The organism is Enterobacter sp. 22452, assembly GCF_052045065.1.
GTDB classification, from domain to species: Bacteria; Pseudomonadota; Gammaproteobacteria; order Enterobacterales; family Enterobacteriaceae; genus Enterobacter; species Enterobacter mori.
On the sequence record NZ_JBQEOB010000003.1, the window covers coordinates 430313 to 452985 of the forward strand.

The following is a 22673-nucleotide window of genomic DNA, read 5'->3' on the forward strand; positions in this document are numbered from 1 at the left end:
GTAGCCTGTTACAGCACGGATCCGGCCTGGACCGTAGGCCCGGTAAGCAAAGCGCCACCGAGCAGGACGTCATTAGCGAGCAACTTCCACTTTCGCCAGTTTTTCGTAGTAGCACGCGATGGCGCTATGGTCGGCGGTGCCCAGACCGTCCGCGCGCAGCGCCTGCATCATCTCCATGACCGCAGCGGTCAGCGGCAGCTGTGCGCCCACGCCGTGAGAGGTATCCAGCGCGTTAGCCAGATCTTTAATGTGCAAGTCAATGCGGAAACCCGGCTTGAAGTTACGATCCATCACCATCGGCGCCTTCGCATCCAGCACGGTGCTTCCCGCCAGGCCGCCGCGGATCGCCTGATAGACCAGATCCGGGTTCACGCCCGCCTTGGTGGCCAGCGTCAACGCTTCTGACATCGCCGCGATATTCAGCGCCACAATCACCTGGTTCGCCAGCTTGGTGACGTTACCCGCGCCGATTTCACCGGTATGCACCACGGAACCGGCCATGGCTTTCATCAGGTCGTAATATTTGTCGAAAACTGCCTTGTCGCCGCCCACCATCACCGACAGCGTGCCGTCGATGGCTTTTGGCTCGCCGCCGCTGACCGGTGCGTCCAGCATGTCCACGCCTTTCACCTTCAGCGCCTCGCTGATTTCACGGCTGGCCAGCGGGGCAATAGAGCTCATGTCGATAACCACCAGGCCCGGCTTCGCGCCGTCGATAATGCCGTTCTCGCCCAGAGCGACCTCTTTCACATGCGGGGAGTTTGGCAGCATGGTGATGATCACATCGCACTGCTCGGCAACCGCTTTGGCCGTGGTTGCCGCTTCTGCCCCGGCTGAAATCACTTCAGCCACGGCGTCTGAATTACGGTCTAACACCACCAGTGAGTAACCCGCTTTGATGAGGTTCTTACTCATTGGTTTACCCATGATACCTAAGCCAATAAAGCCCACTTTCAGCGTCATAATCTTTTCCTCAGTGATGGTTATTTTTTAAAAGCGTCTGCTAATTTCTGCGTGGCGGAGCGGAACACGCCGAGATCGCTGCCAACGGCAACGAACGTCGCCCCCCACTCCAGATAGCGGCGGGCATCGGCTTCAACCGGGGCCAGAATGCCGCAGGGTTTGCCGTGCGCTTTGGCGCGAGCAAAGATGTGCTGAATGGCGCGCTGCACGTCAGGATGACCCGCATTGCCCAGATGCCCGAACGCAGCGGCCAGGTCGCTTGGACCGACAAAGATGCCGTCCACGCCGTCGGTTGCGGCGATGGCATCGACGTTATCCACGCCCTGTTGGCTCTCGATCTGCACCAGGATGGTGATGTTCTTGTTGGACTGGGCGAAGTAGTCCGGCACGGTGCCAAACATGTTGGCGCGGTGCGATACGGACACGCCACGAATGCCCTCCGGCGGGTAGCGGGTAGAGGCCACGGCCAGCACCGCCTCTTCTTCCGTTTCCACGAACGGGATCAGGAAGTTGTAGAAACCGATATCCAGCAGACGCTTGATGATGACCGGCTCGTTCGTCGGTACTCGCACCACCGGTGCGCTCTGGCTGCCCTTCAGCGCCATCAGCTGCGGAATAAAGGTGCTGATGTCGTTAGGCGCATGTTCGCCGTCCAGCACCAGCCAGTCGAAACCGGCCAGTCCAAGCACTTCAGTGCTGATCGGGCTTGCCAGCGCAGACCAGCAGCCAATCTGAATCTGATGCGCCGCGAGGGCCGCTTTAAACGTGTTCGGGAAGATATCGTTACTCATCGCTTATACCTTTGCTTATTTCTGCAATTCCATACGTTTGATGTCGCCTACCACGAACAGGTAGCAGAACATCGCCATCAACGCTGAACAGCCAACAAATACCAGTGCCGCGTTGAACGAATGCAGCTCACTGACCAGATAACCAATGACCAGTGGAGTCGCGATGGACGCCACGTTGCCAAAGACGTTAAATACCCCACCGCACAGGCCAACAATCTCTTTTGGCGCGGTGTCGGAAATCACCGGCCAGCCCAGCGCGCCGAAGCCTTTGCCGAAGAATGCCAGCGCCATCAGGGCCACCACCAGCGTGGTGTTGTTGGTGTAGTTGCACAGAATGATGGACGACGCCAGCAGCATGCCGAGCACAATCGGCAGCTTGCGCGCCAGGGTTATCGACTTACCCTGCTTAATCAGATAATCCGAGAACACCCCGCCCAGCACGCCGCCGGCAAAACCGCACAGCGCCGGAATGGAGGCCACCAGACCCACTTTCAGAATCGACATCCCTTTTTCCTGCACCAGATAAATCGGGAACCAGGTAAGGAAGAACCAGGTGATGGTGTTGATAAAGTATTGACCAAAAAAGACGCCCAGCATCATGCGGTTGGTCAATAACTGTTTGATGTAATGGAGCTTAGGACCGCCTGCGACCTGCGCACCGGGCTTTTTGTGGTCCATATCCACCACCGCGCCGCCTTCGGAGATGAACTTCAGCTCCTGCTCTGACATGCGCGGGTGGTCGGTCGGGTTATGGATATACTTCACCCATACGCCGGTCAGCACAAAGCCAATCACGCCCATCACGGTAAAGACGTGTTCCCAGCCCCAGGCGAAGGTCAGCCAGCCCAGCAGCGGAGAGAAGATGGCCAGCGAGAAATACTGCGCGGCGTTAAACAACGCCGACGCGGTGCCGCGCTCTTTGGTCGGGAACCAGGCCGCCACGATACGGGCGTTTGCCGGAAAAGACGGCGCTTCCGAGAAGCCGAGCATAAAGCGCATGATGAACATCGACACGCCCGCCCAGGCCAGTGGGAAGACATCCACAAAGCCCTGCAGAAAGGTGAACAGCGACCAGAAGAACAGGCTGTAGGTATAGACCTTTTTGGAGCCGAACTTATCCAGCAGCCAGCCGCCGGGAATTTGCATCAGCAGGTAGGCCCAGCCGAACGCAGAGAAGATATACCCCATCGAGACGGCACTGAGCTGCAGCTCTTTTGCCACTTCCGTACCGGCAATCGACAGCGTCGCACGGTCAGCGTAGTTAATGGCCGTGACGATAAAAATAATCAATAATATTAAATAACGGGTGGGCACACCTTTTTTCGATTCTACAACGGTATCCAGAATCATGTTTATTTCCTCAGGCACAGCGAAATTTATATTTATAATTTTAGAAAACATATTTCCTGATTATTTATCGATAGCAGGCAATATCAGGTAATTAACCAGACGCAATATCAATGTGATTCAGTATAATCACCACTTTATGGCATCGCACTGGATTAACGCTCAATTATCACCCCTGAAATGAATAAGTTTTTGAGCATATGCACAAAGCACTGGGCGCTGCTGCACAGAATCACGTATTCACAGCCACAGTGCGCTATCTCTCGCTTTAGGGGGTGACCTGGATCACATTCTTATATCTCAAGTCCTGACATTCTTTATTTAAGTAAGCAGCGTCTTTATTTCGAAAATAAGTAAATTACTATCTGTGTGGCTGCATTAATGATCAGACACTTTGCTGGAGAATAGTGAACAATGGCCGACATTGAAATTCGACAGGCATCGCCGACGGCGTTTTATATAAAAGTACATGACAGCGATAACGTGGCGATTATTGTCAACGACAACGGCTTAAAAGCGGGAACCCGTTTCCCGGACGGGCTGGAACTGATTGAGCATATTCCGCAGGGGCATAAGGTGGCGCTGGTGGATATCCCGGCGCACGGTGAAATCGTGCGCTACGGTGAAATTATTGGCTATGCCGTTCGCGCAATCCCGCAGGGGAGCTGGATTGAAGAGTCGCTGGTTGAACTGCCAAAAGCGCCGCCGCTGAATACTCTGCCGCTGGCTACGCGCGTGCCGGAACCGCTGCCGCCACTGGAGGGCTATACCTTCGAAGGCTACCGCAACGCGGACGGCAGCGTCGGCACCAAGAACCTGCTCGGCATTACTACCAGCGTGCACTGCGTGGCGGGCGTGGTGGATTACGTGGTCAAAATCATCGAGCGCGACCTGCTGCCGAAATACCCGAACGTGGATGGCGTAGTAGGTCTGAACCACCTCTACGGCTGCGGCGTGGCGATCAACGCGCCCGCGGCGGTAGTGCCAATCCGCACCATTCATAATATTGCGCTTAACCCGAACTTTGGCGGGGAGGTGATGGTCATCGGTCTGGGGTGTGAAAAACTTCAGCCTGAGCGCCTGCTGCAGGGCACCGAGGATGTGAAAGCGATTCCGGCCGACGAGGCCAGCATCGTGCGCCTGCAGGACGAGCATCACGTCGGCTTTCGATCGATGGTCGACGATATTTTGCAGGTAGCTGAACGCCATCTGGACAAGCTCAACAAGCGCCAGCGCGAAACCTGCCCGGCCTCTGAGCTGGTGGTGGGCACCCAGTGCGGCGGTAGCGATGCGTTTTCCGGCGTGACCGCCAACCCGGCGGTGGGCTATGCGTCCGATCTGTTCGTGCGCTGCGGCGCCACGGTGATGTTCTCCGAAGTGACCGAAGTGCGTGACGCTATCCATCTGCTGACGCCGCGCGCCGTCAACGAAGAGGTGGGCAAGCGCCTGCTGGAAGAGATGGCCTGGTACGATAACTATCTCGATATGGGGCAAACCGACCGCAGCGCCAACCCGTCGCCGGGCAACAAAAAAGGCGGCCTGGCCAACGTGGTGGAAAAAGCCCTTGGTTCGATTGCCAAATCCGGCCAGAGCGCGATTGTCGAAGTGCTCTCCCCGGGCCAGCGCCCGACCAAACGCGGCCTGATTTATGCGGCAACGCCTGCCAGCGATTTCGTCTGCGGTACGCAGCAGGTGGCGTCCGGCATTACGGTTCAGGTCTTTACCACCGGGCGCGGCACGCCGTACGGCCTGATGGCAGTGCCGGTGATTAAAATGGCGACCCGCACCGAGCTGGCAAACCGCTGGTATGACTTAATGGACATCAACGCGGGCACCATCGCCACCGGGGAAGAGAGCATTGAGGACGTGGGCTGGAAGCTGTTCCACTTCATTCTGGATGTCGCCAGCGGGCGGAAGAAAACGTTCTCTGATCAATGGGGATTACATAATCAGCTGGCGGTGTTTAACCCGGCACCGGTGACGTGAGTTTGCTGTAAACCTCGCTTAGCATGGCTTCGGCCATGCTTTTTTTTTGCTTTCATTTCTTTCGCATTCTTACCTTTCGTTTCGATTCTTTCATTTTTAAGATACCAATCACAAAATAACATTCCGAAACCCTATATTGTCTTTCGCATAAACAAAACGAAAGGTTTCGGAGGAAAGATGTTCATCATCTCGTCGAAAGCGATGCTGCTGAAAGCACAGCGCGAAGGTTACGCCGTACCGGCATTCAATATTCATAATCTCGAAACGCTGCAGGTGGTCGTTGAAACGGCCTCGGAGATGCGCTCTCCGCTGATCGTGGCGGGTACGCCCGGCACATTCAGCTATGCCGGAACCGGTAACGTGGTCGCCATCGCCAGCGATCTGGCCAAAACGTACAACCAGCCACTGGCGATCCACCTCGATCATCACGAAGATTTCGACGATATCGCGCAGAAAGTCCAGAGCGGGATCCGCTCGGCGATGATCGACGGATCGCATCATCCATTCGCTGAAAATGTCGCGCTGGTGAAGAAAGTGACAGACTACTGCCACCGTTACGATGTGAGCGTGGAGGCTGAACTTGGCCGTCTTGGCGGGCAGGAAGATGACCTTGTGGTCGACAGCAAAGATGCGCTTTACACCAACCCGCTACAGGCACGCGAGTTTGTTGAATTAACGGGTATCGACTCATTGGCCGTCGCCATCGGTACCGCGCACGGCCTCTACACTGCCACGCCGAAACTTGATTTTGAACGTCTGGCAGAGATCCGCAATCAGGTCGATATCCCGCTGGTGCTGCACGGCGCTTCCGGTTTATCTACGGCCGATATCCTTCAGGCCATTCGCCTCGGTATCTGTAAGGTCAACGTTGCCACAGAACTCAAAATCGCCTTCTCGAATGCCCTGAAAACCTATCTCGCGTCACATCCCGAAACCAGTGACCCGCGACATTACATGGTGCCCGCCAAACGCGCCATGAAAGAGGTGGTGCGTAAAGTTATTAACGATTGTGGTTGTGAAGGAAAGCTCTAAATACGAAAGCCTGAAGTCCTGACCTGGAGGAAACGTGAAAGATATTATTACCCGCCATAAAGCGGGAGAAGATCTCGGTATTTGCTCAGTTTGCTCAGCGCACCCGCTGGTTATCGAAGCCGCATTGCGGTTCGATCTGCATACCGACAACAAGGTACTGATTGAAGCCACCTCAAATCAGGTGAACCAGTTCGGCGGTTACACCGGTATGAAACCCGCTGATTTCCGTGATTTTGTTTTGAAGATCGCTAAAGAGGTGGGCTTTCCGCATGAACGTTTGATCCTGGGCGGCGATCATCTGGGGCCAAACTGCTGGCAAAACGAACCGGCAGACGCGGCGATGGAGAAATCCTTCGCCTTGATCAAAGCCTATGTCGCGGCAGGGTTTAGCAAGATCCACCTGGACGCCTCAATGTCCTGCGCCGACGATCCTGTTCCACTCCCGCCAGGGGTGGTGGCACAACGTGCTGCCCGACTGTGCAAAGCCGCAGAAGAGACGGCCACTGAAGAACAAAAAGCGGCGCTAACCTACGTCATTGGTACTGAGGTTCCCGTTCCCGGCGGTGAAGCCAGCAGTATTAACAGCGTTCATGTTACCCGTGTGGAAGATGCCGCGCAGACGCTGGAAACGCATCGTGAGGCCTTTGCCGCGCTCGGTCTGAACGAGGCGATGACGCGTGTGATTGCGTTAGTTGTGCAACCCGGCGTGGAGTTCGACCATACGCAAATCATTCACTACCAGCCGCACGCGGCAGAAGCGCTTTCCGGCTGGATCCGCCAGACACCCATGGTCTATGAGGCGCACTCCACCGACTACCAGACTCGTCAGGCCTATCGCGCTTTGGTTCGCGATCACTTCGCGATCCTGAAAGTCGGTCCGGCGCTGACCTTTGCCCTGCGAGAAGCCATTTTTGCCCTCGCACAAATGGAGAAGGCCCTCATCGCCCCTGAGCAACGCAGCCATGTGCTTGACGTGATCGACGAAGTCATGCTGAACGAGCCGGATTACTGGAAAAAGTACTACCGCCCTACCTGGAGCCAGACAATGGTGGATATTCACTTTAGCCTGTCCGATCGCATTCGCTACTACTGGCCGCACCCTCGCATTCGCCAGAGCGTTGAGAGGTTAATCGCTAATCTGAGCGCAATCGCCTTGCCTCTGGGGCTGATCAGCCAGTTTATGCCCGTCCAGTTCGAACGATTGTCTATGAATGAGATCGCCGCAACACCGCAAAATCTCATCATCGACAAAATACAGGATGTATTACGCGCCTATCGATTTGGCTGCACCCCTGAACCCGTCTGATGCCGGAGAGTGTATGAGTCACGTTTTTGTCCGTACCGGAATTGAGTTTGAAACCTGCCAGCAGGCGCTGGCGCATATTGGCGAGGAGATGCTGGCTAACGGTGTTGTACACGCCACCTACCCTGCCGCCCTTCTGGAAAGGGAGATGAACTACCCCACCGGCATTGCCCTTGAACGCCATGCGGTCGCTATTCCGCACTGCGAAGCCGTGCATGCGAAACGCCCCGCGATTTACCTGATTCGTCCGGACAAACCGGTGCATTTTCAGCAGGCCGATGATGATGGCGAGGTCGCCGTCTCACTCATCATCGCGTTAATCGTTGAAAACCCTGCGGCGCAAATGAAATTGCTGCGCCGCCTTTTCAGTGAGCTACAAAACCCGGACACGCTGGACATGCTGCTGGCTGCGCCCGCAGAGGGCCTGGCCGATCGTTTCCGGGAGACGATCCTTGAGCCTGTCGCCTGTGCCCGGGCTTCATAACATACTGATAATAAAAAAGGAGTGCCCTATGAAACGCAAAGTTATTGTTGCCTGTGGCGGTGCTGTCGCCACCTCAACCATGGCAGCAGAAGAGATCAAAGAACTGTGTGAAGCCCACCACATTGAGCTGGATCTGGTCCAGTGCAGGGTGACTGAAATCGAAACCTATATGGACGGTGCAGATCTGATTTGTACCACGGCGAAAGTTGACAGAGCCTTTGGCGACATCCCGGTGGTGCATGGCATGCCGTTTGTATCCGGCGTCGGCATCGAAGCCCTGCAGCAAAAAATTCTGACCATCCTCGAGGGGTAAGAACATGTTTACCGAAATCATGCGGTACATCCTCGACCTGGGGCCAACCGTAATGCTGCCCATCGTCATCATCATCTTCTCCAAGCTGTTGGGGATGAAGCTGGGCGATTGCTTTAAATCCGGCCTACATATCGGCATTGGCTTCGTCGGGATCGGGCTGGTTATCGGCCTGATGCTTGACTCCATCGGCCCGGCGGCCAAAGCGATGGCTGAGCAGTTCCAGATTAACCTGCACGTGGTGGATGTCGGCTGGCCAGGTTCATCCCCAATGACCTGGGCATCTCAGATTGCGCTTATCGCTATCCCTGTTGCCATTGGCGTCAACGTTATCATGCTGGTGACGCGGATGACGCGGGTGGTGAACGTCGATATCTGGAACATATGGCACATGACCTTCACCGGTGCGATGCTGCACCTGGCAACCGGCTCTTACTGGCTGGGGATCCTGGGCGTTGTGGTGCACGCCGCGTTTGTTTACAAGCTGGGGGACTGGTTTGCCAAAGACACGCGGGACTTCTTCGGTCTGGAAGGGATCGCCATCCCTCACGGCTCGTCAGCTTACCTCGGCCCAATCGCTGTTCTGGTCGATACGATTATCGATAAAATCCCAGGCCTGAAGCGTATTCATTTTAGCGCTGACGACGTGCAAAAACGCTTTGGCCCGTTTGGCGAACCGGTCACGGTAGGGTTTGTGATGGGACTGGCCATTGGCATGCTGGCAGGCTACGACACCAAATCCGTTCTCCAGTTGGCCGTGAAAACCGCCGCCGTGATGCTGCTAATGCCGCGCGTTATCAAACCGATCATGGACGGCCTGACGCCGATTGCTAAACATGCCCGTAAACGTCTGCAGGCAAAGTTTGGTGGGCAGGAGTTCTTAATCGGTCTCGATCCGGCGCTGCTGCTGGGCCATACATCCGTCGTCTCCGCCAGCCTGATTTTCATACCGCTCACTATCCTGATTGCTGTTCTGGTGCCGGGAAACCAGGTGTTGCCATTCGGTGACCTTGCCACTATCGGCTTTTTTGTGGCGATGGCGGTCGCGGTGCATCAGGGCAACCTGTTCCGCACGCTTATCTCTGGCGTCATCATCATGGGCATTACGCTGTGGATTGCGACCCAGACCATCGGCCTGCACACCCAGCTTGCGCAAAATGCTGGCGCGTTGAAAGCTGGCGGGCTTGTGGCCTCCATGGACCAGGGCGGTTCACCCGTCACCTGGCTGCTCATCCAGTTGTTCACCTGGCAAAACGTGGTGGGGTTCATCGTGATTGGTGCAATTTACGTCACCGGCATCCTGCTCACCTGGCGACGTGCCCGCGTGTTTAACGCGGCAGAAAAGAACGCCGCTACCCCGCAAAGCCAGACGGTGTCTTGATATCCGGGGAGCCATGCTCCCCTCTTTTTCTGGAGTGAATATGAAATCAGTGGTAATTCACGCTGAGGGCAACGTGCGCGTTGAAGAACGTCCAATCCCTCACATTCAGGCTGTGGATGATGTGCAGGTGCGTATTGCCTGCTCAGGATTATGTGGCTCCGATATTCCGCGAATTTTTGCCGGAGGGGCACATTATTATCCCATCACCCTGGGACATGAATTTAGCGGTCATGTCGAAGCCTGTGGTACCAAAGTGCACGATCTCAAGGCAGGCGATCCGGTTGCCTGCGTGCCATTACTGCCCTGCTTTTCCTGTCCGGCGTGTGAAAAAGGCTACTTCTCGCTCTGCAAGCAGTATCAGTTTGTCGGATCTCGCAGCGAAGGCGGCAACGCGGAATATATCGTGGTGAAGCGAGCAAACCTGTTCCGCCTTCCTGCAGAGATGGCAATTGAAGATGGTGCATTTATTGAGCCCATAACCGTAGGGCTACACGCGTTTCATCTCGCTTCCGGCTGCGAGGGTAAGAACGTCATCATTGTCGGCGCAGGCACTATCGGCCTGCTGGCGATGCAGTGTGCACTGGCATTGGGCGCCAACAGCGTTATCGCGATCGATATCAACGACGATAAGCTCGCGCTGGCAACAACGCTGGGGGCAACTCAGGTGTTTAATAGCCGCGCTCTGGCCGCAGACGACATCCTTAACGCCTTGAGCGACAACCCGTTTGATCAGTTGGTTCTTGAGACTGCTGGCACACCGCAAACCGTTACGCTCGCCATTGATATCGCCGGGCCGCGAGCCCAGGTCGCTCTGGTGGGTACGCTGCATCATGACCTGAACTTACCGGCGGCGACATTTGGCAAGATACTGCGTAAGGAGTTGACGCTTCTGGGAAGCTGGATGAATTATTCGGCCCCGTGGCCGGGTGAAGAATGGAAAACCGCGGCACGCCTGCTCACAGAGAAAAAACTGCAGCTAAAGCCCCTTATTGCTCATACCGGCGATAGCGATAGCTTTGCTCAGGCCGTGCAGGGACTAAACGGTGCGCCAATGCAGGGCAAAATCATGCTGCGCTTCGCGTAGTGCTTCGAGCCAGCAACCTGAGCTGGCTCACATTTCCTTTCGAATATTACCGTACCCCTTTCGCATACCTTCGATTAGAATAGAGGCAGTTAATTATCAGGCATTTCAATATGAACTCATTTGAGCGACGCAATAAAATCGTTGACCTCGTCAACGCTCAGGGCAGTGTCATGGTGCTGGATCTGTCGAATATGTTTGGCATTTCAGAAGTGACGATTCGAACAGATCTGCGCCTGCTGGAAGAAAAAGGATTGGTCACGCGTTTTCACGGTGGCGCAGCAAGACCCGGCAGCAGCCTGGCGGAAAGCGAAAATCAGGAAGTGGTGCTGGAAGACCGTTATAAGCTGGCAAGCGACCCGAAAAAGCGCATCGCACAGGCTGCAGCGGCCATGATTGAAGAAGGGATGACGATCATTCTCGATAGCGGTAGCACCACCATGCTCATCGCCGAAGCACTCACCAAAAAAGCCAATATCACCGTCATCACCAACAGCCTGCCTGCCGCGTTTGCCCTCTCGGAAAACAAAGATATTACGCTCGTGGTCTGCGGCGGTACCGTGCGCCATAAAACGCACTCTATGCATGGCACCATCGCCGAGCGCTCTCTGACCGGGATCAGCGCGGATCTGATGTTTGTCGGCGCGGACGGTATTGATGCCACCAACGGCATTACAACGTTCAATGAAGGCTATTCGATTAGCAGCGTAATGGCTGCCGCCGCGCATAAGGTGATTGCCGTGCTGGACGCCAGCAAGTTCAACCGGCGCGGGTTCAATCAGGTGTTGCCGATGGAAAAAATCGACTGTGTGATTACGGATGATGGGATCGGAAAACACGAAAAAGAACTGTTGGGTAAAACGGGCACCGAGATCATTACGGTTTAGCAAACGATGCAGGTCAGCGTATGACCTGCGCAATTTTCTTTTCCGACATTTATTCCGACATTTTAGATTTGTAGGCCGGGCAAGCGCAGCGCCGCCCGGCAAAAACAGGCGGAGTATGGATTACTCCCCCTGCTGCTCCAGCGCATACTTATACAGCGCATTTTTCTTCACGCCGTGAATTTCCGCCGCCAGCGCAGCGGCCTTCTTCAGCGGCAGTTCCGCCTGCAGCAGCGCCAGCGTGCGCAGCGCGTCGGCAGGCAGTGCGTCTTCCTGCGCTTTATGCCCTTCGACAATCAGCACCATCTCACCCTTGCGGCGGTTTTCGTCTTCCTTCACCCACGCCAGCAGTTCGCCCACTGGCGCGCCGTGGATCGTTTCCCAGGTTTTGGTCAGCTCGCGCGCCAGCACCACGTAGCGGGATTCACCCCAGACAGTCACCATATCTTCCAGGCTTTCCAGCAGGCGGTGTGTGGATTCGTAAAAAATCAGGGTACGCGGCTCGGCCTCCAGATCCTTCAATACGTCGCGACGGCCTTTGGATTTAGCTGGCAGGAAGCCTTCATAGCAGAAGCGGTCAGACGGCAGACCTGCGGCGCTTAACGCAGCAATCGCCGCGCACGGCCCCGGCAGCGGCACAACGCGAATACCGGCTTCGCGACAGGTACGCACCAGGTGATAGCCAGGATCGTTGATCAGCGGCGTACCGGCGTCGGAGACCAGCGCAATGTTCTGCCCTTCCTTAAGTTTCGCCACCAGCGTTTCAGCTTTTTGTTGCTCATTGTGATCGTGCAGGGCAAACAAACGGGCGTTAATCGCGAAATGTTGCAGCAGTAAGCCGGTGTGGCGGGTATCTTCAGCAGCAATTAAATCAACAGCTTGCAACACGGTGAGCGCACGTTGGGTAATATCAGACAAATTCCCGATAGGAGTAGGTACAATATAAAGCTGGCCTTGAGAATTATCTGCCGTTTCGTGTTGTTTCATTGTTTCGTCCGTATTGCCGATTTAATATTGAGCATTGCGTAAAAAAAATCACTGGATACAGTATGGTACCGTTAACGTTTCTTCGAAAAAAAGCCACGCGCAGCGTGCCGCTTCTGCTCGCAGCCCTGATCTTTGCAGGCTGTGGCACCCAGGCACCCGATCAGACCGCTGCCCATATGCAGGGATCCGCTCAGGCTGATTCTGGCTTTTATCTGCAACAAATGTCGCAGAGCTCAAATGATACCAAGACCAACTGGCAATTACTCGCCATTCGTGCACTGCTGAAAGAGGGTAAAACCCAGCAGGCCGCCGAACTGTTCAATCAGCTACCGCAGGATCTTAACGATGATCAGCGCCGCGAGCAGGGTCTGCTCTCTGCAGAACTGAAGGTGGCGCAGAAAGATTATGCGGCTGCGAAGAAAATCCTCGGAGACATCGATGTCGGTGCGCTGGACAAAAACCAGCAGGCGCGCTTCTGGCAGGCGGGAATTACCGCCGAGCAGGGTCGCCCTTCCCTGACGCTACTGCGCGCGCTTATCGCCCAGGAGCCGCTGCTCGCCGGTGCGGATAAACAGAAGAATATCGATGCGACATGGCAGGCACTCGCCTCCATGACCCAGGAACAGGCGCAAACGCTGGTCATTAACGCCGACGAAAATGTCTTGCAGGGCTGGCTGGATCTGCAGCAGATGTGGTTTAACAACCGCAGCGATCCAACGATGCTGAAAGTAGGTATTACCGACTGGCAAACCCGCTACCCGCAAAACCCGGGCGCGAAAATGTTGCCGACCCAGTTGGTGAATGTGCAGAACTTTAAGCCAGCCTCGACCAGCAAAATCGCGCTGCTTCTGCCGTTGAACGGCCAGGCGGCGGTCTTTGGTCGCACCATTCAGCAAGGCTTTGAAGCGGCGAAAAACGGGACAACTGCCGTAAGCGGTAGTGCCGTACCGGCTCAGTCCGCACAGGCAGCCAACGTGAACGACGTTGTCAGCCCTTCTGCCGCTGAAACCAGCGACCTGACTGCAGCACAAGCGCCAGCGCAGGGGACAATGCAGAACCCGGTCACCGCGCCGACGACGCCACCAGCCGCAACGCCTGCACCTGAAGCAGTACAGGCTCCTGCGGAAACTCAGGCTCCCGTGACGGCTGAACAGCCACAACCGCAAGCCGCGCCAGCAGAACAGCAACCTGCCACGCAGCCTCAGGCCGTGGCAACCACCAGCGCCAACCCGAGTGCTGAGCTGAAAATCTACGACACCACCGCTCAGCCGCTCGATCAAGTGCTGGCGCAGGTGCAAAAAGATGGCGTGAGCATCGTTGTCGGTCCCCTGCTGAAAAACGACGTGGAAACGCTGATAAAGAGCAACACTACGCTGAACGTGCTGGCGCTTAACCAGCCAGAGAACGTGCAGAACCGCGCCAACATCTGCTACTTTGCTCTCTCGCCAGAAGATGAAGCCCGCGACGCGGCGCGTCATATTCACGAACAGGGTAAACAGGCGCCGCTGCTGCTGATCCCGCGCAGCGCGTTGGGCGATCGCGTCGCCAATGCCTTTGCCGATGAGTGGCAGAAGATCGGCGGTGGCGTGGTGCTGCAACAGAAATTTGGTTCCGCCTCAGAACTGCGCGCTGGCGTCAACGGCGGCGCAGGTATCGCCCTTAACGGCAGCCCGGTCAGCGCCAGCCTGCCGCAGCAGCAGAGCGTGACCATCGGCGGCCTGACCATTCCGGCCCCTCCTACCGACGCACAAATCAGCGGTGGCGGCAAAGTGGATGCGGCCTACATTGTCGCAACACCGGAAGAGATTGCCTTCATCAAGCCGATGATTGCGATGCGCAACGGCAGCCAGAGCGGCGCAACCCTCTACGCCAGCTCGCGCAGCGCGCAGGGCACCGCAGGCCCGGATTTCCGTCTGGAAATGGACGGCCTGCAGTACAGCGAAATCCCAATGCTCGCGGGCAGCAACCCACCGCTGATGCAGCAAGCGCTGAGCTCGGTACGTAACGACTACTCGCTGGCACGTCTGTACGCCATGGGCGTGGATGCGTGGGCGCTGGCAAACCACTTCACCCAGATGCGTCAGGTGCCGGGCTTCGAGCTCAACGGCAACACCGGCGATCTGACCGCCACTCAGGACTGTGTGATTAACAGGAAGTTATCATGGCTCAAATACCAGCAGGGGCAGATCGTCCCGGCCAGTTAAGCCGCAAAGCGACCGGCGATGCGTGGGAGTTAAAAGCGCGTCGCTGGCTTGAAGGCAAAGGACTGCGTTTTATCGCCGCCAACGTCCGCGGGCGCGGCGGCGAAATCGACCTGATCATGAAAGACGGTCAGGTCACCGTGTTTGTAGAAGTGCGTTTTCGACAGTCCTCCCGTTTTGGCGGTGCTGCCGCCAGCGTGACGTTCGCCAAACAACAAAAATTATTACAGACTGCCCACTTGTGGCTTGCCCGCCATAATGGGAGCTTTGATACTGTGGATTGCCGGTTCGATGTGATAGCCTTCACCGGAAATGAGATCGAATGGCTTAAAAACGCTTTTGGCGAAGACGCATAATTGAGATTTAAAGGGATAACGTGCTCGAAAGAATTAAAGTGTGCTTCACAGAAAGCATTCAAACACAGATTGCCGCGGCGGAAGCCCTCCCGGACGCGATCTCCCGCGCAGCAATGACGCTGGTACAATCTCTTCTGAACGGCAACAAAATCCTCTGTTGTGGCAATGGTACTTCAGCCGCCAACGCACAGCATTTTGCTGCCAGCATGATCAATCGTTTTGAAACAGAACGCCCGAGTTTACCTGCCATTGCACTTAATACCGATAATGTGGTCTTAACAGCGATTGCTAACGATCGTCTGCATGACGAGATTTACGCGAAGCAGGTGCGCGCCTTAGGCCATGCCGGGGACGTGCTGCTGGCCATCTCCACGCGCGGTAACAGCCGGGATATCGTTAAAGCCGTTGAAGCGGCGGTCACCCGCGATATGACCATCGTTGCGCTGACCGGCTATGACGGCGGCGAGCTGGCAGGTTTACTGGGGCCGCAGGATGTGGAAATTCGCATTCCGTCTCACCGTAGCGCGCGTATTCAGGAGATGCACATGCTCACGGTGAACTGCTTATGCGATCTGATCGATAACACGCTTTTCCCTCACCAGGATGATTAAGGAGTTCTAATGAAGGCTTTATCGACCCTTGCAGTCCTTATGTCTGCACTTCTACTTCAGGGATGTATTGCCGCTGCTGTTGTCGGTACCGCAGCTGTCGGCACCAAAGCGGCGACCGATCCGCGTTCTGTCGGGACGCAGGTTGATGACGGTACGCTGGAGCTGCGCGTCAACAGTGCGCTGTCGAAAGACGAACAAATCAAGAAAGAAGCGCGTATTAACGTAACGGCTTATCAGGGCAAAGTGCTGCTGGCAGGCCAGGCGCCTAATACCGAATTAGCCTCCCGCGCTAAACAGATCGCGATGGGTGTAGAAGGGACAACAGAGGTGTTCAATGAAGTGCGCCAGGGCCAGCCAATTGGTTTGGGCGATGCGTCCTCCGATACCTGGATCACCACGAAAGTGCGCTCTCAGCTGCTGGGATCGGACCAGGTGAAATCGTCAAACGTGAAAGTGACCACCGAGAACGGCGAAGTGTTCCTGCTGGGTCTGGTGACTGAGCGTGAAGGGAAAGCGGCGGCGGATATCGCCAGCCGGGTGAGCGGCGTGAAGCACGTCACCACCGCATTTACATATATCAAGTAATTTACACCTGACTGTAAGCCCGGTAAGCGCCAGCGCCACCGGGCTTTTTTTTACATCAACGCAATACTGCCCACAATCACGCCACTCAACGCCACCAGCCCCGCCGTCAACCACAGCGCTTTCGCGGGGAATGACTTACGCAGCATGATAAGCGACGGCAGGCTGATCGCCGGCAGCGTAATCAACAGCGCCAGTGCAGGCGCGGTGCCCATTCCCGCCAGCATCATGGTCTGGACAATCGGAATTTCCGCCGCCGTTGGGATCACGAAGAGGCAGCCTGCAACGGCCATCGCAATGACCCACATCAGCGTGTTGTCGATAGCGCCATCCGCATGCGGGAAGAACCAGACGCGCGCCGCCCCCAATACCAGCACCGCCAGGATATAAACCGGGATGGTGCTCCAGAAAAGCTGCCACAGCGCGATACCCCAGCGCGCAAAAAAACCACCCTGCGGCTCGCTGATGTCCAGCTCAACGGCAGCGGTCTCAGGCGCGTTGTCCTTCACCAGTTTTTGCACCAGCGTCGCCACCACCAGCACCGTCGCCAGCCCGGCAACCAGGCGGATCGCAGCAAAATGCCACCCAAGCACAAAGCCCATAAAGACCAGCGTTGCCGGGTTGAGCAGCGGGTTACCCATCCAGAACGCCAGCGCGCCGCCCATCGACACGCGCTGACGACGCATACCCGCCGCAACCGGTGCGGCGCAGCAGGAGCACATCATGCCCGGCAGGGAGAAAATTGTCCCCAGCAGCGTGCCCTGAAAACGCGGCTGGCCGAGTGTTTTCACCAGCCAGTTGCGCGGGATGAGCACCTGTATCAGCGAGCCCAGAATCACGCCCAGTACAGCGGCTTTCCAGACGGCAAGGAAGTAGACCATGGCGTAATCCCACGCCGCCTGAAGCGGGCTGGAATCAGCCTGGGCGAGAATAGATTTACCGATGCTGTGCGTTTCGGCGGCGGTGAAGGCTTTGCCGTAGTACGGCTGCCATTTCACATACCAGAGGCCAACAATGACCACGAGAAAGAAAAGTGCGGGCTTCCACCATTGAACAGGTGTTGCCGCCTGAGATGAAGACTGACCAGTCATAGCATTCCCCGGAGAGTATTAGGTTATTAGCCGGGGGAGTTTACGCCTCGTCCTGGGCGATTTCACGCAGTTTTGCCGAAGGGATAATGTTGACCCCCGCTTTCAACGGTGCCAGCCCTTCTTTTAGCATCGCAAGGGCGACGTCCCGCGCATCGATAGATTTCCAGTTGCCGGGAAGGATCTTAAACAGCGGGGCCAATATCGACTCGTTAAATCGGCGTTCGTCCCTGTGGCCGCTGAGCATCGAGGGACGCACAATCGTCAGTTGCTCCCATTTCTGCGCGATCAGCGCATCCTCCATCTTGCCCTTCACCTTGTTGTAGAAAAAAGGCGATCCGGCATTGGCACCCAGCGCGCTGACCACCAGAAAATGTTTGGCCCCCAGTTTTTTCGCCGTGAGCGCCGTGTCCACCACCAGCGTGTAGTCGGCATGGATAAATGCCTCTTTGCTGCCCGCCTCACGCCGCGTGGTACCCAGACAACAAAAGGCGATATCAATGGGATCCTGGACCTGCGCCAGCGCGTCCGTCAGCTGCGGATCGTGCGGGTTAAATACGCCGGAGACGTCCGCCAGCGGCCGACGCGTAGGCGCTGCAATGTAGTTCACGCGGCGATCCTGAATCAGCAACCGCAGCAGATGATCCCCCACCAGCCCGGTGGCGCCCGTAATCAATACCTGACTCATCGTATCCCCTTTACAGAATTGTCCGTTTGCGAACTCAGCGTGGTCGACCACACTTAGAAGTCTGTTATCTGTTACAGGTAAGTATTTACCACAAGCGGAGAAAAATCAGTCTGAAGCCAAAACAACGGAGGAAGCATGGGCAAGAAAATCGCAGTCTTGATTACCGACGAGTTTGAAGATTCAGAATTCACCTCTCCAGCAGAGGCGTTCCGCAAGGCGGGACACGACGTCATCACCATTGAGAAAGAGGCGGGCAAAACGGTGACAGGCCATAAAGGCGAGGCCAGCGTGACGATTGACGAGTCAATTGATAACGTCAGCCCGTCCGATTTCGACGCCCTGCTGTTACCCGGCGGCCATTCACCCGACTCCCTGCGCGGAGATGAGCGCTTCGTCACCTTCACCCGTGATTTTGTGAGCACCGGTAAGCCGGTATTTGCAATCTGCCACGGCCCACAGCTGCTGATCAGCGCCGATGTGGTTCGCGGGCGTAAGCTTACCGCCGTGAAGCCGATCGTTATCGATCTGAAAAATGCGGGGGCCGAGTTTTACGATCAGGAGGTGGTCAACGACAAAGACCAGCTGATCACCAGCCGAACCCCGGACGACCTCCCGGCGTTTAACCGCGAAGCGCTACGCCTGCTCGGCGCGTAGCCAGTGCAGCTTCTTGCCAAAGCCCAGGGTGTTGTCGGTAAATTTCAGCTCATCGAGGCGGATTTCCCACACCGGGGCTTTTAGCGCAGCGGCAACGGGAAAGCGGCGCGTGTAGTGCCTACGATGCGCGTCGCTCTCTTCTCCATCCAGCCGACGAATTTCCCCTTTGAACTGCACGCCGCGGATCAGCGCGACCGTTTTCGGCTGGCCGTTCACCGTGCCCGCCACCTTTGCCTGCTGGCCGGTCATTTGCGCATGACGCGTATTGTCTTCACTCATGACATAAAAAGCCACGCGCTCAGGGTCGTAGTAGTAAAACGCGTTGGCGCACCACATCTCACCCTCGTCACAGACGCACCAGGTGACAACATGCTGCTTCGCCAGCCAGTGGTTAATGGCGGCCAGTGTTTCCATTTTCGTTCTCTCTCATGCTATGGTGCGTTCACCTTAACATACTGAATCTGTTTACCGTGTGCTGGTTTCTCTATCTTGTCCGAACCGCTGATAACGCTCTCTACACCGGGATCACCACCGATGTGGCGCGACGTTTTATACAGCATCAAACGGGGAAAGGGGCAAAGGCGCTGCGGGGGAAAGGAGAACTGCAGCTGGCATTTTCAGCCGCAGTGGGCGACAGAGCGCTGGCGCTCAGGCTGGAATACCGCATCAAGCAGCTCACGAAGCGCCAGAAGGAGCGCCTCGTCACCGGAGACGGCTCCTTTGAGGCGCTACGCGAGAGCCTGATTAAAAGCGATTGAAATGGTCGTGGTAGTCCACCAGGCCATTGACGCCGTTGAGGGCGTCGTCCGCCAGACGGTGCACCTGGAAAGCGGATTCCGTACCCGGCCAGCGGCAACGCAGGTCGTAATGTGCGGCCTGCTCGAAGCCTAATCGCCCATAGAACGCCGGATCGCCCAGCGTGACCACGGCGGCATAGCCAAACTCATTCAGCGAGTCCAGCCCTTCATAGACTAACTGGCGCGCCAGACCTTGCCCGCGATAGTTTTCATCTACCGCCAGCGGTGCCATTCCTACCCACTGAAGATCGTCGCCCTGAACGATGACCGGGCTGAAGGCGACATAGCCGACAACCTGACCTTCATCATCGGTAGCAACCAGACCCAGCGTGATCAGGCCGTCTTCACGGAGATCGTGGACCAGTTGAGCTTCCGCATCGCTCTCAAAAGAGCGGCGCAATAACGCATCGATACCCGGTGCATCAATCCCAATTTCGACTCGAATCAGCATGGCTCACCTACTGAAGTGTGTTTACTGTCCGGCGGGGTTTTCAGCCCGGCCTCAACAAAATCTGCCATTTGCATCAACATCACGCGCAGCGCTTTCGGCATCTGCTCCAGCTCAATGGCATCCATTAAATTCTTCACGTACAGGCCAAGCTCCGTGTCCCCTTCAATCACCAGACGGCGCTGGAAGAAGAGCGTATCCGGATCCTGCTTACGTGCGGCGATCATCAGCAGATCGCTGGCATCAGCGCTAAAGCTCACGTCCGCCTCGGCGGATTCGCGCACGATCAGCTGGCCGTTCTCTACGGAGGTAAACCAGCGCAGCCCGATGTCGCGTACCTCAATGCTCAGCCAGCGGCCTTCCAGGAACTCCAGCTCGCCGTCCTGCAGTGCCTGGCGGAACTGCCAGCTCAGGACCTGCTCCAGCACCTGGCGCTTAAGCGCGAACGGTGCCAGCTTGACCGGCACGCTCAGCATAGATGGACCCAATTGTACGAGACGTGAACGCAGTTTCTCCAGCACGAGCTTTACTCCCTGATATCTGTAATCCCGCTATTTTGCCACATCCATTCCAGAACATAGCGGCGTAAATCAACAAACCGTCGTCCGGCTTACCTCATTATTGGTGTCATCAATACGCCATTAGCTGCCTTAAATCAAAAATTGTCGCCTGTGGGTTAATTAAAATCCCAGCTCGTTAACAATTTTGCGATCCCAGCGATCGAGAACATCAGGATAAATTATGGAGCTGCTCTGCCCTGCCGGAAACCTTCCGGCGCTTAAGGCGGCCATCGAAAATGGGGCCGATGCGGTCTATATCGGGCTAAAGGATGATACCAACGCTCGCCATTTTGCTGGCCTCAACTTTACGGAGAAAAAGCTTCAGGAAGCCGTTAACTTCGTTCATCAGCACCGCCGCAAACTGCATATTGCCATCAACACCTTTGCCCATCCTGATGGCTACGTCCGCTGGCAGCGGGCGGTGGACATGGCGGCACAGCTGGGTGCCGATGCCCTGATCCTGGCCGACCTTGCCATGCTTGAGTATGCAGCAGAACGCTATCCGCATATTGAGCGCCACGTCTCTGTTCAGGCATCCGCCACCAACGAAGAAGCCGTGCGTTTTTATCATCAAAACTTCGACGTGGCCCGCGTGGTGCTGCCGCGCGTGCTCTCTATTCATCAGGTTAAGCAACTCGCGCGCGTCACGCCAGTGCCGCTGGAAGTTTTTGCCTTTGGCAGCCTGTGCATCATGGCTGAAGGCCGCTGCTATCTCTCCTCTTATTTAACCGGTGAATCGCCGAATACCGTCGGAGCCTGCTCCCCTGCCCGCTTTGTTCGCTGGCAGCAGACCCCTCAGGGGCTGGAGTCTCGCCTGAATGAGGTGCTGATTGACCGCTATCAGGACGGTGAAAACGCCGGTTATCCAACCCTGTGCAAAGGCCGCTACCTGGTCGACGGCGAGCGCTACCACGCGCTGGAAGAGCCCACCAGCCTCAACACGCTGGAGCTGCTGCCGGAACTGCTGGCGGCCAATATTGCCTCGGTGAAAATCGAGGGTCGCCAACGCAGCCCGGCCTACGTGAGCCAGGTGGCGAAAGTATGGCGTCAGGCCATCGACCGCTGCATGGCGGACCCGCAGAACTACGCTCCGCAGGCGACCTGGATGGAGACGCTCGGTTCGATGTCCGAAGGCACGCAAACCACCCTTGGCGCGTATCACCGTAAATGGCAGTGAGATAACCATGAAATATTCATTAGGACCGGTGCTCTACTACTGGTCAAAAGAGACGCTGGAAGATTTTTACCAACAGGCCGCCGCCAGCAGCGCCGATGTGATTTACCTCGGCGAAGCGGTGTGCAGCAAGCGCCGTGCCACCAAAGTGGGCGACTGGCTGGACATGGCGAAAAGCCTGGCCGGAAGCGGCAAGCAGGTGGTGCTCTCGACGCTTGCGCTGGTGCAGGCGTCTTCCGAACTGGGCGAGCTGAAGCGCTATGTCGAAAACGGCGAATTCCTGCTGGAAGCGAGCGACCTCGGCGTGGTGAACATGTGCGCTGAACGCAAGCTGCCGTTTGTCGCGGGCCATGCCCTGAACTGCTATAACGCCGTGACCCTGCGCCTGCTGCTTAAGCAGGGGATGACGCGCTGGTGCATGCCGGTTGAACTCTCCCGCGACTGGCTGGCAAACCTGCTGAATCAGTGCGACGAGCTGGGCATTCGCAATCAGTTTGAAGTGGAAGTGCTGAGCTACGGGCATCTGCCGCTGGCCTACTCCGCCCGCTGCTTTACCGCGCGCTCGGAAGACCGCCCGAAAGACGAATGCGAAACCTGCTGCATCAAGTACCCGAACGGACGCAGCATGCTGTCGCAGGAAAACCAGCAGGTGTTTGTTCTCAACGGCATTCAGACCATGAGCGGCTATGTTTATAACCTCGGCAACGAGCTGGCGTCGATGGACGGTCTGGTGGATATGGTTCGTCTGTCGCCGCTGGATACCGGCGTGTTTGCGATGCTGGACGCCTTCCGCGCCAATGAAAACGGCGCCGCTCCGCTGCCGCTGACGGCAAACAGCGACTGCAACGGTTACTGGAAACGTCTCGCCGGGCTGGAACTACAGGCGTAAAAAAGGCTCACTTTGTTAACAACGGTTATCATTTTTTAATGCAGTATTAAAGATTCACCGTCGACAAAGTGAGCTG

Annotated in this window: 25 protein-coding genes; 16 read left to right on the forward strand and 9 right to left on the reverse strand. The window is 56.5% G+C overall.

Translation table 11 applies throughout. The features are described from left to right. Positions 1-72: 72 nt before the first annotated feature. The 3 genes from garR to ACTJJA_RS11935 are packed head-to-tail and all read right to left on the reverse strand — an operon-like array spanning position 73 to position 3104. Positions 73-963: a 2-hydroxy-3-oxopropionate reductase gene (gene garR, locus ACTJJA_RS11925; RefSeq protein ID WP_010435921.1), complete on the reverse strand. Its 891-nt coding sequence runs from the start codon at positions 961-963 to the stop codon at positions 73-75. Between the two features lie 20 nt (positions 964-983). Further along, entirely contained in the window at positions 984-1754 is a 771-nt protein-coding gene (gene garL / locus ACTJJA_RS11930) for a 2-dehydro-3-deoxyglucarate aldolase (RefSeq protein WP_440668138.1), read from the reverse strand. 15 nt (positions 1755-1769) lie between these two features. Further along, complete coding sequence (locus ACTJJA_RS11935) at positions 1770-3104, reverse strand: MFS transporter (RefSeq protein ID WP_010435927.1); 1335 nt, start codon at positions 3102-3104, stop codon at positions 1770-1772. 411 nt (positions 3105-3515) lie between these two features. Between ACTJJA_RS11935 and garD the strand changes: the two genes are divergently transcribed. The 8 genes from garD (at position 3516) to ACTJJA_RS11975 (ending at position 11565) form a co-directional block, all read left to right on the forward strand. Next, a complete protein-coding gene (garD, locus tag ACTJJA_RS11940) occupies positions 3516-5087 on the forward strand; it encodes a galactarate dehydratase (protein WP_440668140.1) in 1572 nt (523 codons plus the stop codon). Positions 5088-5264: 177 nt separating this feature from the next. Continuing rightward, complete coding sequence (locus ACTJJA_RS11945; RefSeq protein ID WP_108416143.1) at positions 5265-6119, forward strand: tagatose bisphosphate family class II aldolase; 855 nt, start codon at positions 5265-5267, stop codon at positions 6117-6119. A gap of 34 nt (positions 6120-6153) precedes the next feature. After that, positions 6154-7425 (forward strand): tagatose-bisphosphate aldolase subunit GatZ, encoded by a 1272-nt coding sequence (gene gatZ / locus ACTJJA_RS11950; protein WP_440668143.1) that lies wholly within the window; start codon positions 6154-6156, stop codon positions 7423-7425. Between the two features lie 13 nt (positions 7426-7438). Continuing rightward, positions 7439-7906: a PTS galactitol transporter subunit IIA gene (gatA, locus tag ACTJJA_RS11955; protein WP_440668145.1), complete on the forward strand. Its 468-nt coding sequence runs from the start codon at positions 7439-7441 to the stop codon at positions 7904-7906. A gap of 28 nt (positions 7907-7934) precedes the next feature. Further along, positions 7935-8219 carry a PTS galactitol transporter subunit IIB gene (gene gatB / locus ACTJJA_RS11960; RefSeq protein ID WP_021242240.1) on the forward strand — a complete coding sequence of 95 codons (285 nt, stop codon included), beginning with the start codon at positions 7935-7937 and terminating at the stop codon, positions 8217-8219. A gap of 4 nt (positions 8220-8223) precedes the next feature. Continuing rightward, positions 8224-9597: a galactitol-specific PTS transporter subunit IIC gene (locus ACTJJA_RS11965; protein ID WP_440668147.1), complete on the forward strand. Its 1374-nt coding sequence runs from the start codon at positions 8224-8226 to the stop codon at positions 9595-9597. Between the two features lie 40 nt (positions 9598-9637). Beyond that, entirely contained in the window at positions 9638-10681 is a 1044-nt protein-coding gene (gene gatD, locus ACTJJA_RS11970; RefSeq protein WP_440668149.1) for a galactitol-1-phosphate 5-dehydrogenase, read from the forward strand. A gap of 110 nt (positions 10682-10791) precedes the next feature. Beyond that, a complete protein-coding gene (locus ACTJJA_RS11975; protein ID WP_100166503.1) occupies positions 10792-11565 on the forward strand; it encodes a DeoR/GlpR family DNA-binding transcription regulator in 774 nt (257 codons plus the stop codon). A 120-nt stretch (positions 11566-11685) separates the two neighbouring features. Here the strand turns inward: ACTJJA_RS11975 and rsmI are convergent, their stop codons facing one another. Continuing rightward, entirely contained in the window at positions 11686-12549 is an 864-nt protein-coding gene (rsmI, locus tag ACTJJA_RS11980) for a 16S rRNA (cytidine(1402)-2'-O)-methyltransferase (protein WP_063146524.1), read from the reverse strand. 62 nt (positions 12550-12611) lie between these two features. On the opposite strand from rsmI, the gene ACTJJA_RS11985 reads away from it, so the two are divergent. Genes ACTJJA_RS11985 through dolP form a run of 4 tightly spaced genes read left to right on the forward strand, consistent with a single transcriptional unit; the run spans position 12612 to position 16302 of the window. Continuing rightward, entirely contained in the window at positions 12612-14753 is a 2142-nt protein-coding gene (locus ACTJJA_RS11985) for a penicillin-binding protein activator (protein WP_440668151.1), read from the forward strand. Beyond that, positions 14711-15106, forward strand: a complete 396-nt coding sequence (locus ACTJJA_RS11990) for a YraN family protein (RefSeq protein ID WP_440668153.1) — start codon at positions 14711-14713, stop codon at positions 15104-15106. Before ACTJJA_RS11985 ends, ACTJJA_RS11990 begins: the two co-directional genes overlap by 43 nt. Positions 15107-15126: 20 nt before the next feature. Continuing rightward, complete coding sequence (gene diaA / locus ACTJJA_RS11995; protein ID WP_003861754.1) at positions 15127-15717, forward strand: DnaA initiator-associating protein DiaA; 591 nt, start codon at positions 15127-15129, stop codon at positions 15715-15717. 9 nt (positions 15718-15726) lie between these two features. Beyond that, entirely contained in the window at positions 15727-16302 is a 576-nt protein-coding gene (gene dolP / locus ACTJJA_RS12000) for a division/outer membrane stress-associated lipid-binding lipoprotein (RefSeq protein ID WP_089599837.1), read from the forward strand. 50 nt (positions 16303-16352) lie between these two features. Here dolP and ACTJJA_RS12005 read toward each other — a convergent pair whose 3' ends face one another. Both ACTJJA_RS12005 and ACTJJA_RS12010 read right to left on the reverse strand, forming a co-directional pair. Next, entirely contained in the window at positions 16353-17390 is a 1038-nt protein-coding gene (locus ACTJJA_RS12005) for a permease (RefSeq protein ID WP_440668155.1), read from the reverse strand. A 40-nt stretch (positions 17391-17430) separates the two neighbouring features. Next, positions 17431-18075, reverse strand: coding sequence for an NAD(P)H-binding protein (locus tag ACTJJA_RS12010; RefSeq protein ID WP_108416137.1), 645 nt, complete (start codon positions 18073-18075; stop codon positions 17431-17433). Positions 18076-18210: 135 nt separating this feature from the next. On the opposite strand from ACTJJA_RS12010, the gene ACTJJA_RS12015 reads away from it, so the two are divergent. Further along, positions 18211-18729 (forward strand): type 1 glutamine amidotransferase domain-containing protein, encoded by a 519-nt coding sequence (locus ACTJJA_RS12015; RefSeq protein WP_440668157.1) that lies wholly within the window; start codon positions 18211-18213, stop codon positions 18727-18729. Here the strand turns inward: ACTJJA_RS12015 and ACTJJA_RS12020 are convergent. Next, positions 18709-19143 (reverse strand): YhbP family protein, encoded by a 435-nt coding sequence (locus ACTJJA_RS12020; protein WP_440668159.1) that lies wholly within the window; start codon positions 19141-19143, stop codon positions 18709-18711. The genes ACTJJA_RS12015 and ACTJJA_RS12020 overlap by 21 nt on opposite strands. A gap of 14 nt (positions 19144-19157) precedes the next feature. Here ACTJJA_RS12020 and ACTJJA_RS12025 point away from each other — a divergent pair, with 14 nt between their 5' ends. After that, positions 19158-19487 (forward strand): GIY-YIG nuclease family protein, encoded by a 330-nt coding sequence (locus tag ACTJJA_RS12025; RefSeq protein ID WP_440668161.1) that lies wholly within the window; start codon positions 19158-19160, stop codon positions 19485-19487. On the opposite strand, the gene ACTJJA_RS12030 is transcribed toward ACTJJA_RS12025, so the two are convergent. Together ACTJJA_RS12030 and ubiT are read right to left on the reverse strand one after the other, a co-directional pair. Further along, positions 19474-19977: a GNAT family N-acetyltransferase gene (locus ACTJJA_RS12030; RefSeq protein WP_010435964.1), complete on the reverse strand. Its 504-nt coding sequence runs from the start codon at positions 19975-19977 to the stop codon at positions 19474-19476. The two genes, ACTJJA_RS12025 and ACTJJA_RS12030, sit on opposite strands and share 14 nt — an antisense overlap. Continuing rightward, a complete protein-coding gene (ubiT, locus tag ACTJJA_RS12035) occupies positions 19971-20495 on the reverse strand; it encodes a ubiquinone anaerobic biosynthesis accessory factor UbiT (RefSeq protein WP_010435965.1) in 525 nt (174 codons plus the stop codon). The genes ACTJJA_RS12030 and ubiT overlap by 7 nt, the downstream gene beginning before the upstream one ends. A gap of 220 nt (positions 20496-20715) precedes the next feature. On the opposite strand from ubiT, the gene ubiU reads away from it, so the two are divergent. Together ubiU and ACTJJA_RS12045 are read left to right on the forward strand one after the other, a co-directional pair. Beyond that, a complete protein-coding gene (gene ubiU / locus ACTJJA_RS12040; protein ID WP_440668164.1) occupies positions 20716-21711 on the forward strand; it encodes a ubiquinone anaerobic biosynthesis protein UbiU in 996 nt (331 codons plus the stop codon). Positions 21712-21718: 7 nt separating this feature from the next. Further along, the gene (locus ACTJJA_RS12045; protein WP_042715089.1) at positions 21719-22597 is read left to right on the forward strand and encodes a U32 family peptidase; all 879 of its coding nucleotides are present in this window, start codon (positions 21719-21721) and stop codon (positions 22595-22597) included. Positions 22598-22673 lie beyond the last annotated feature (76 nt).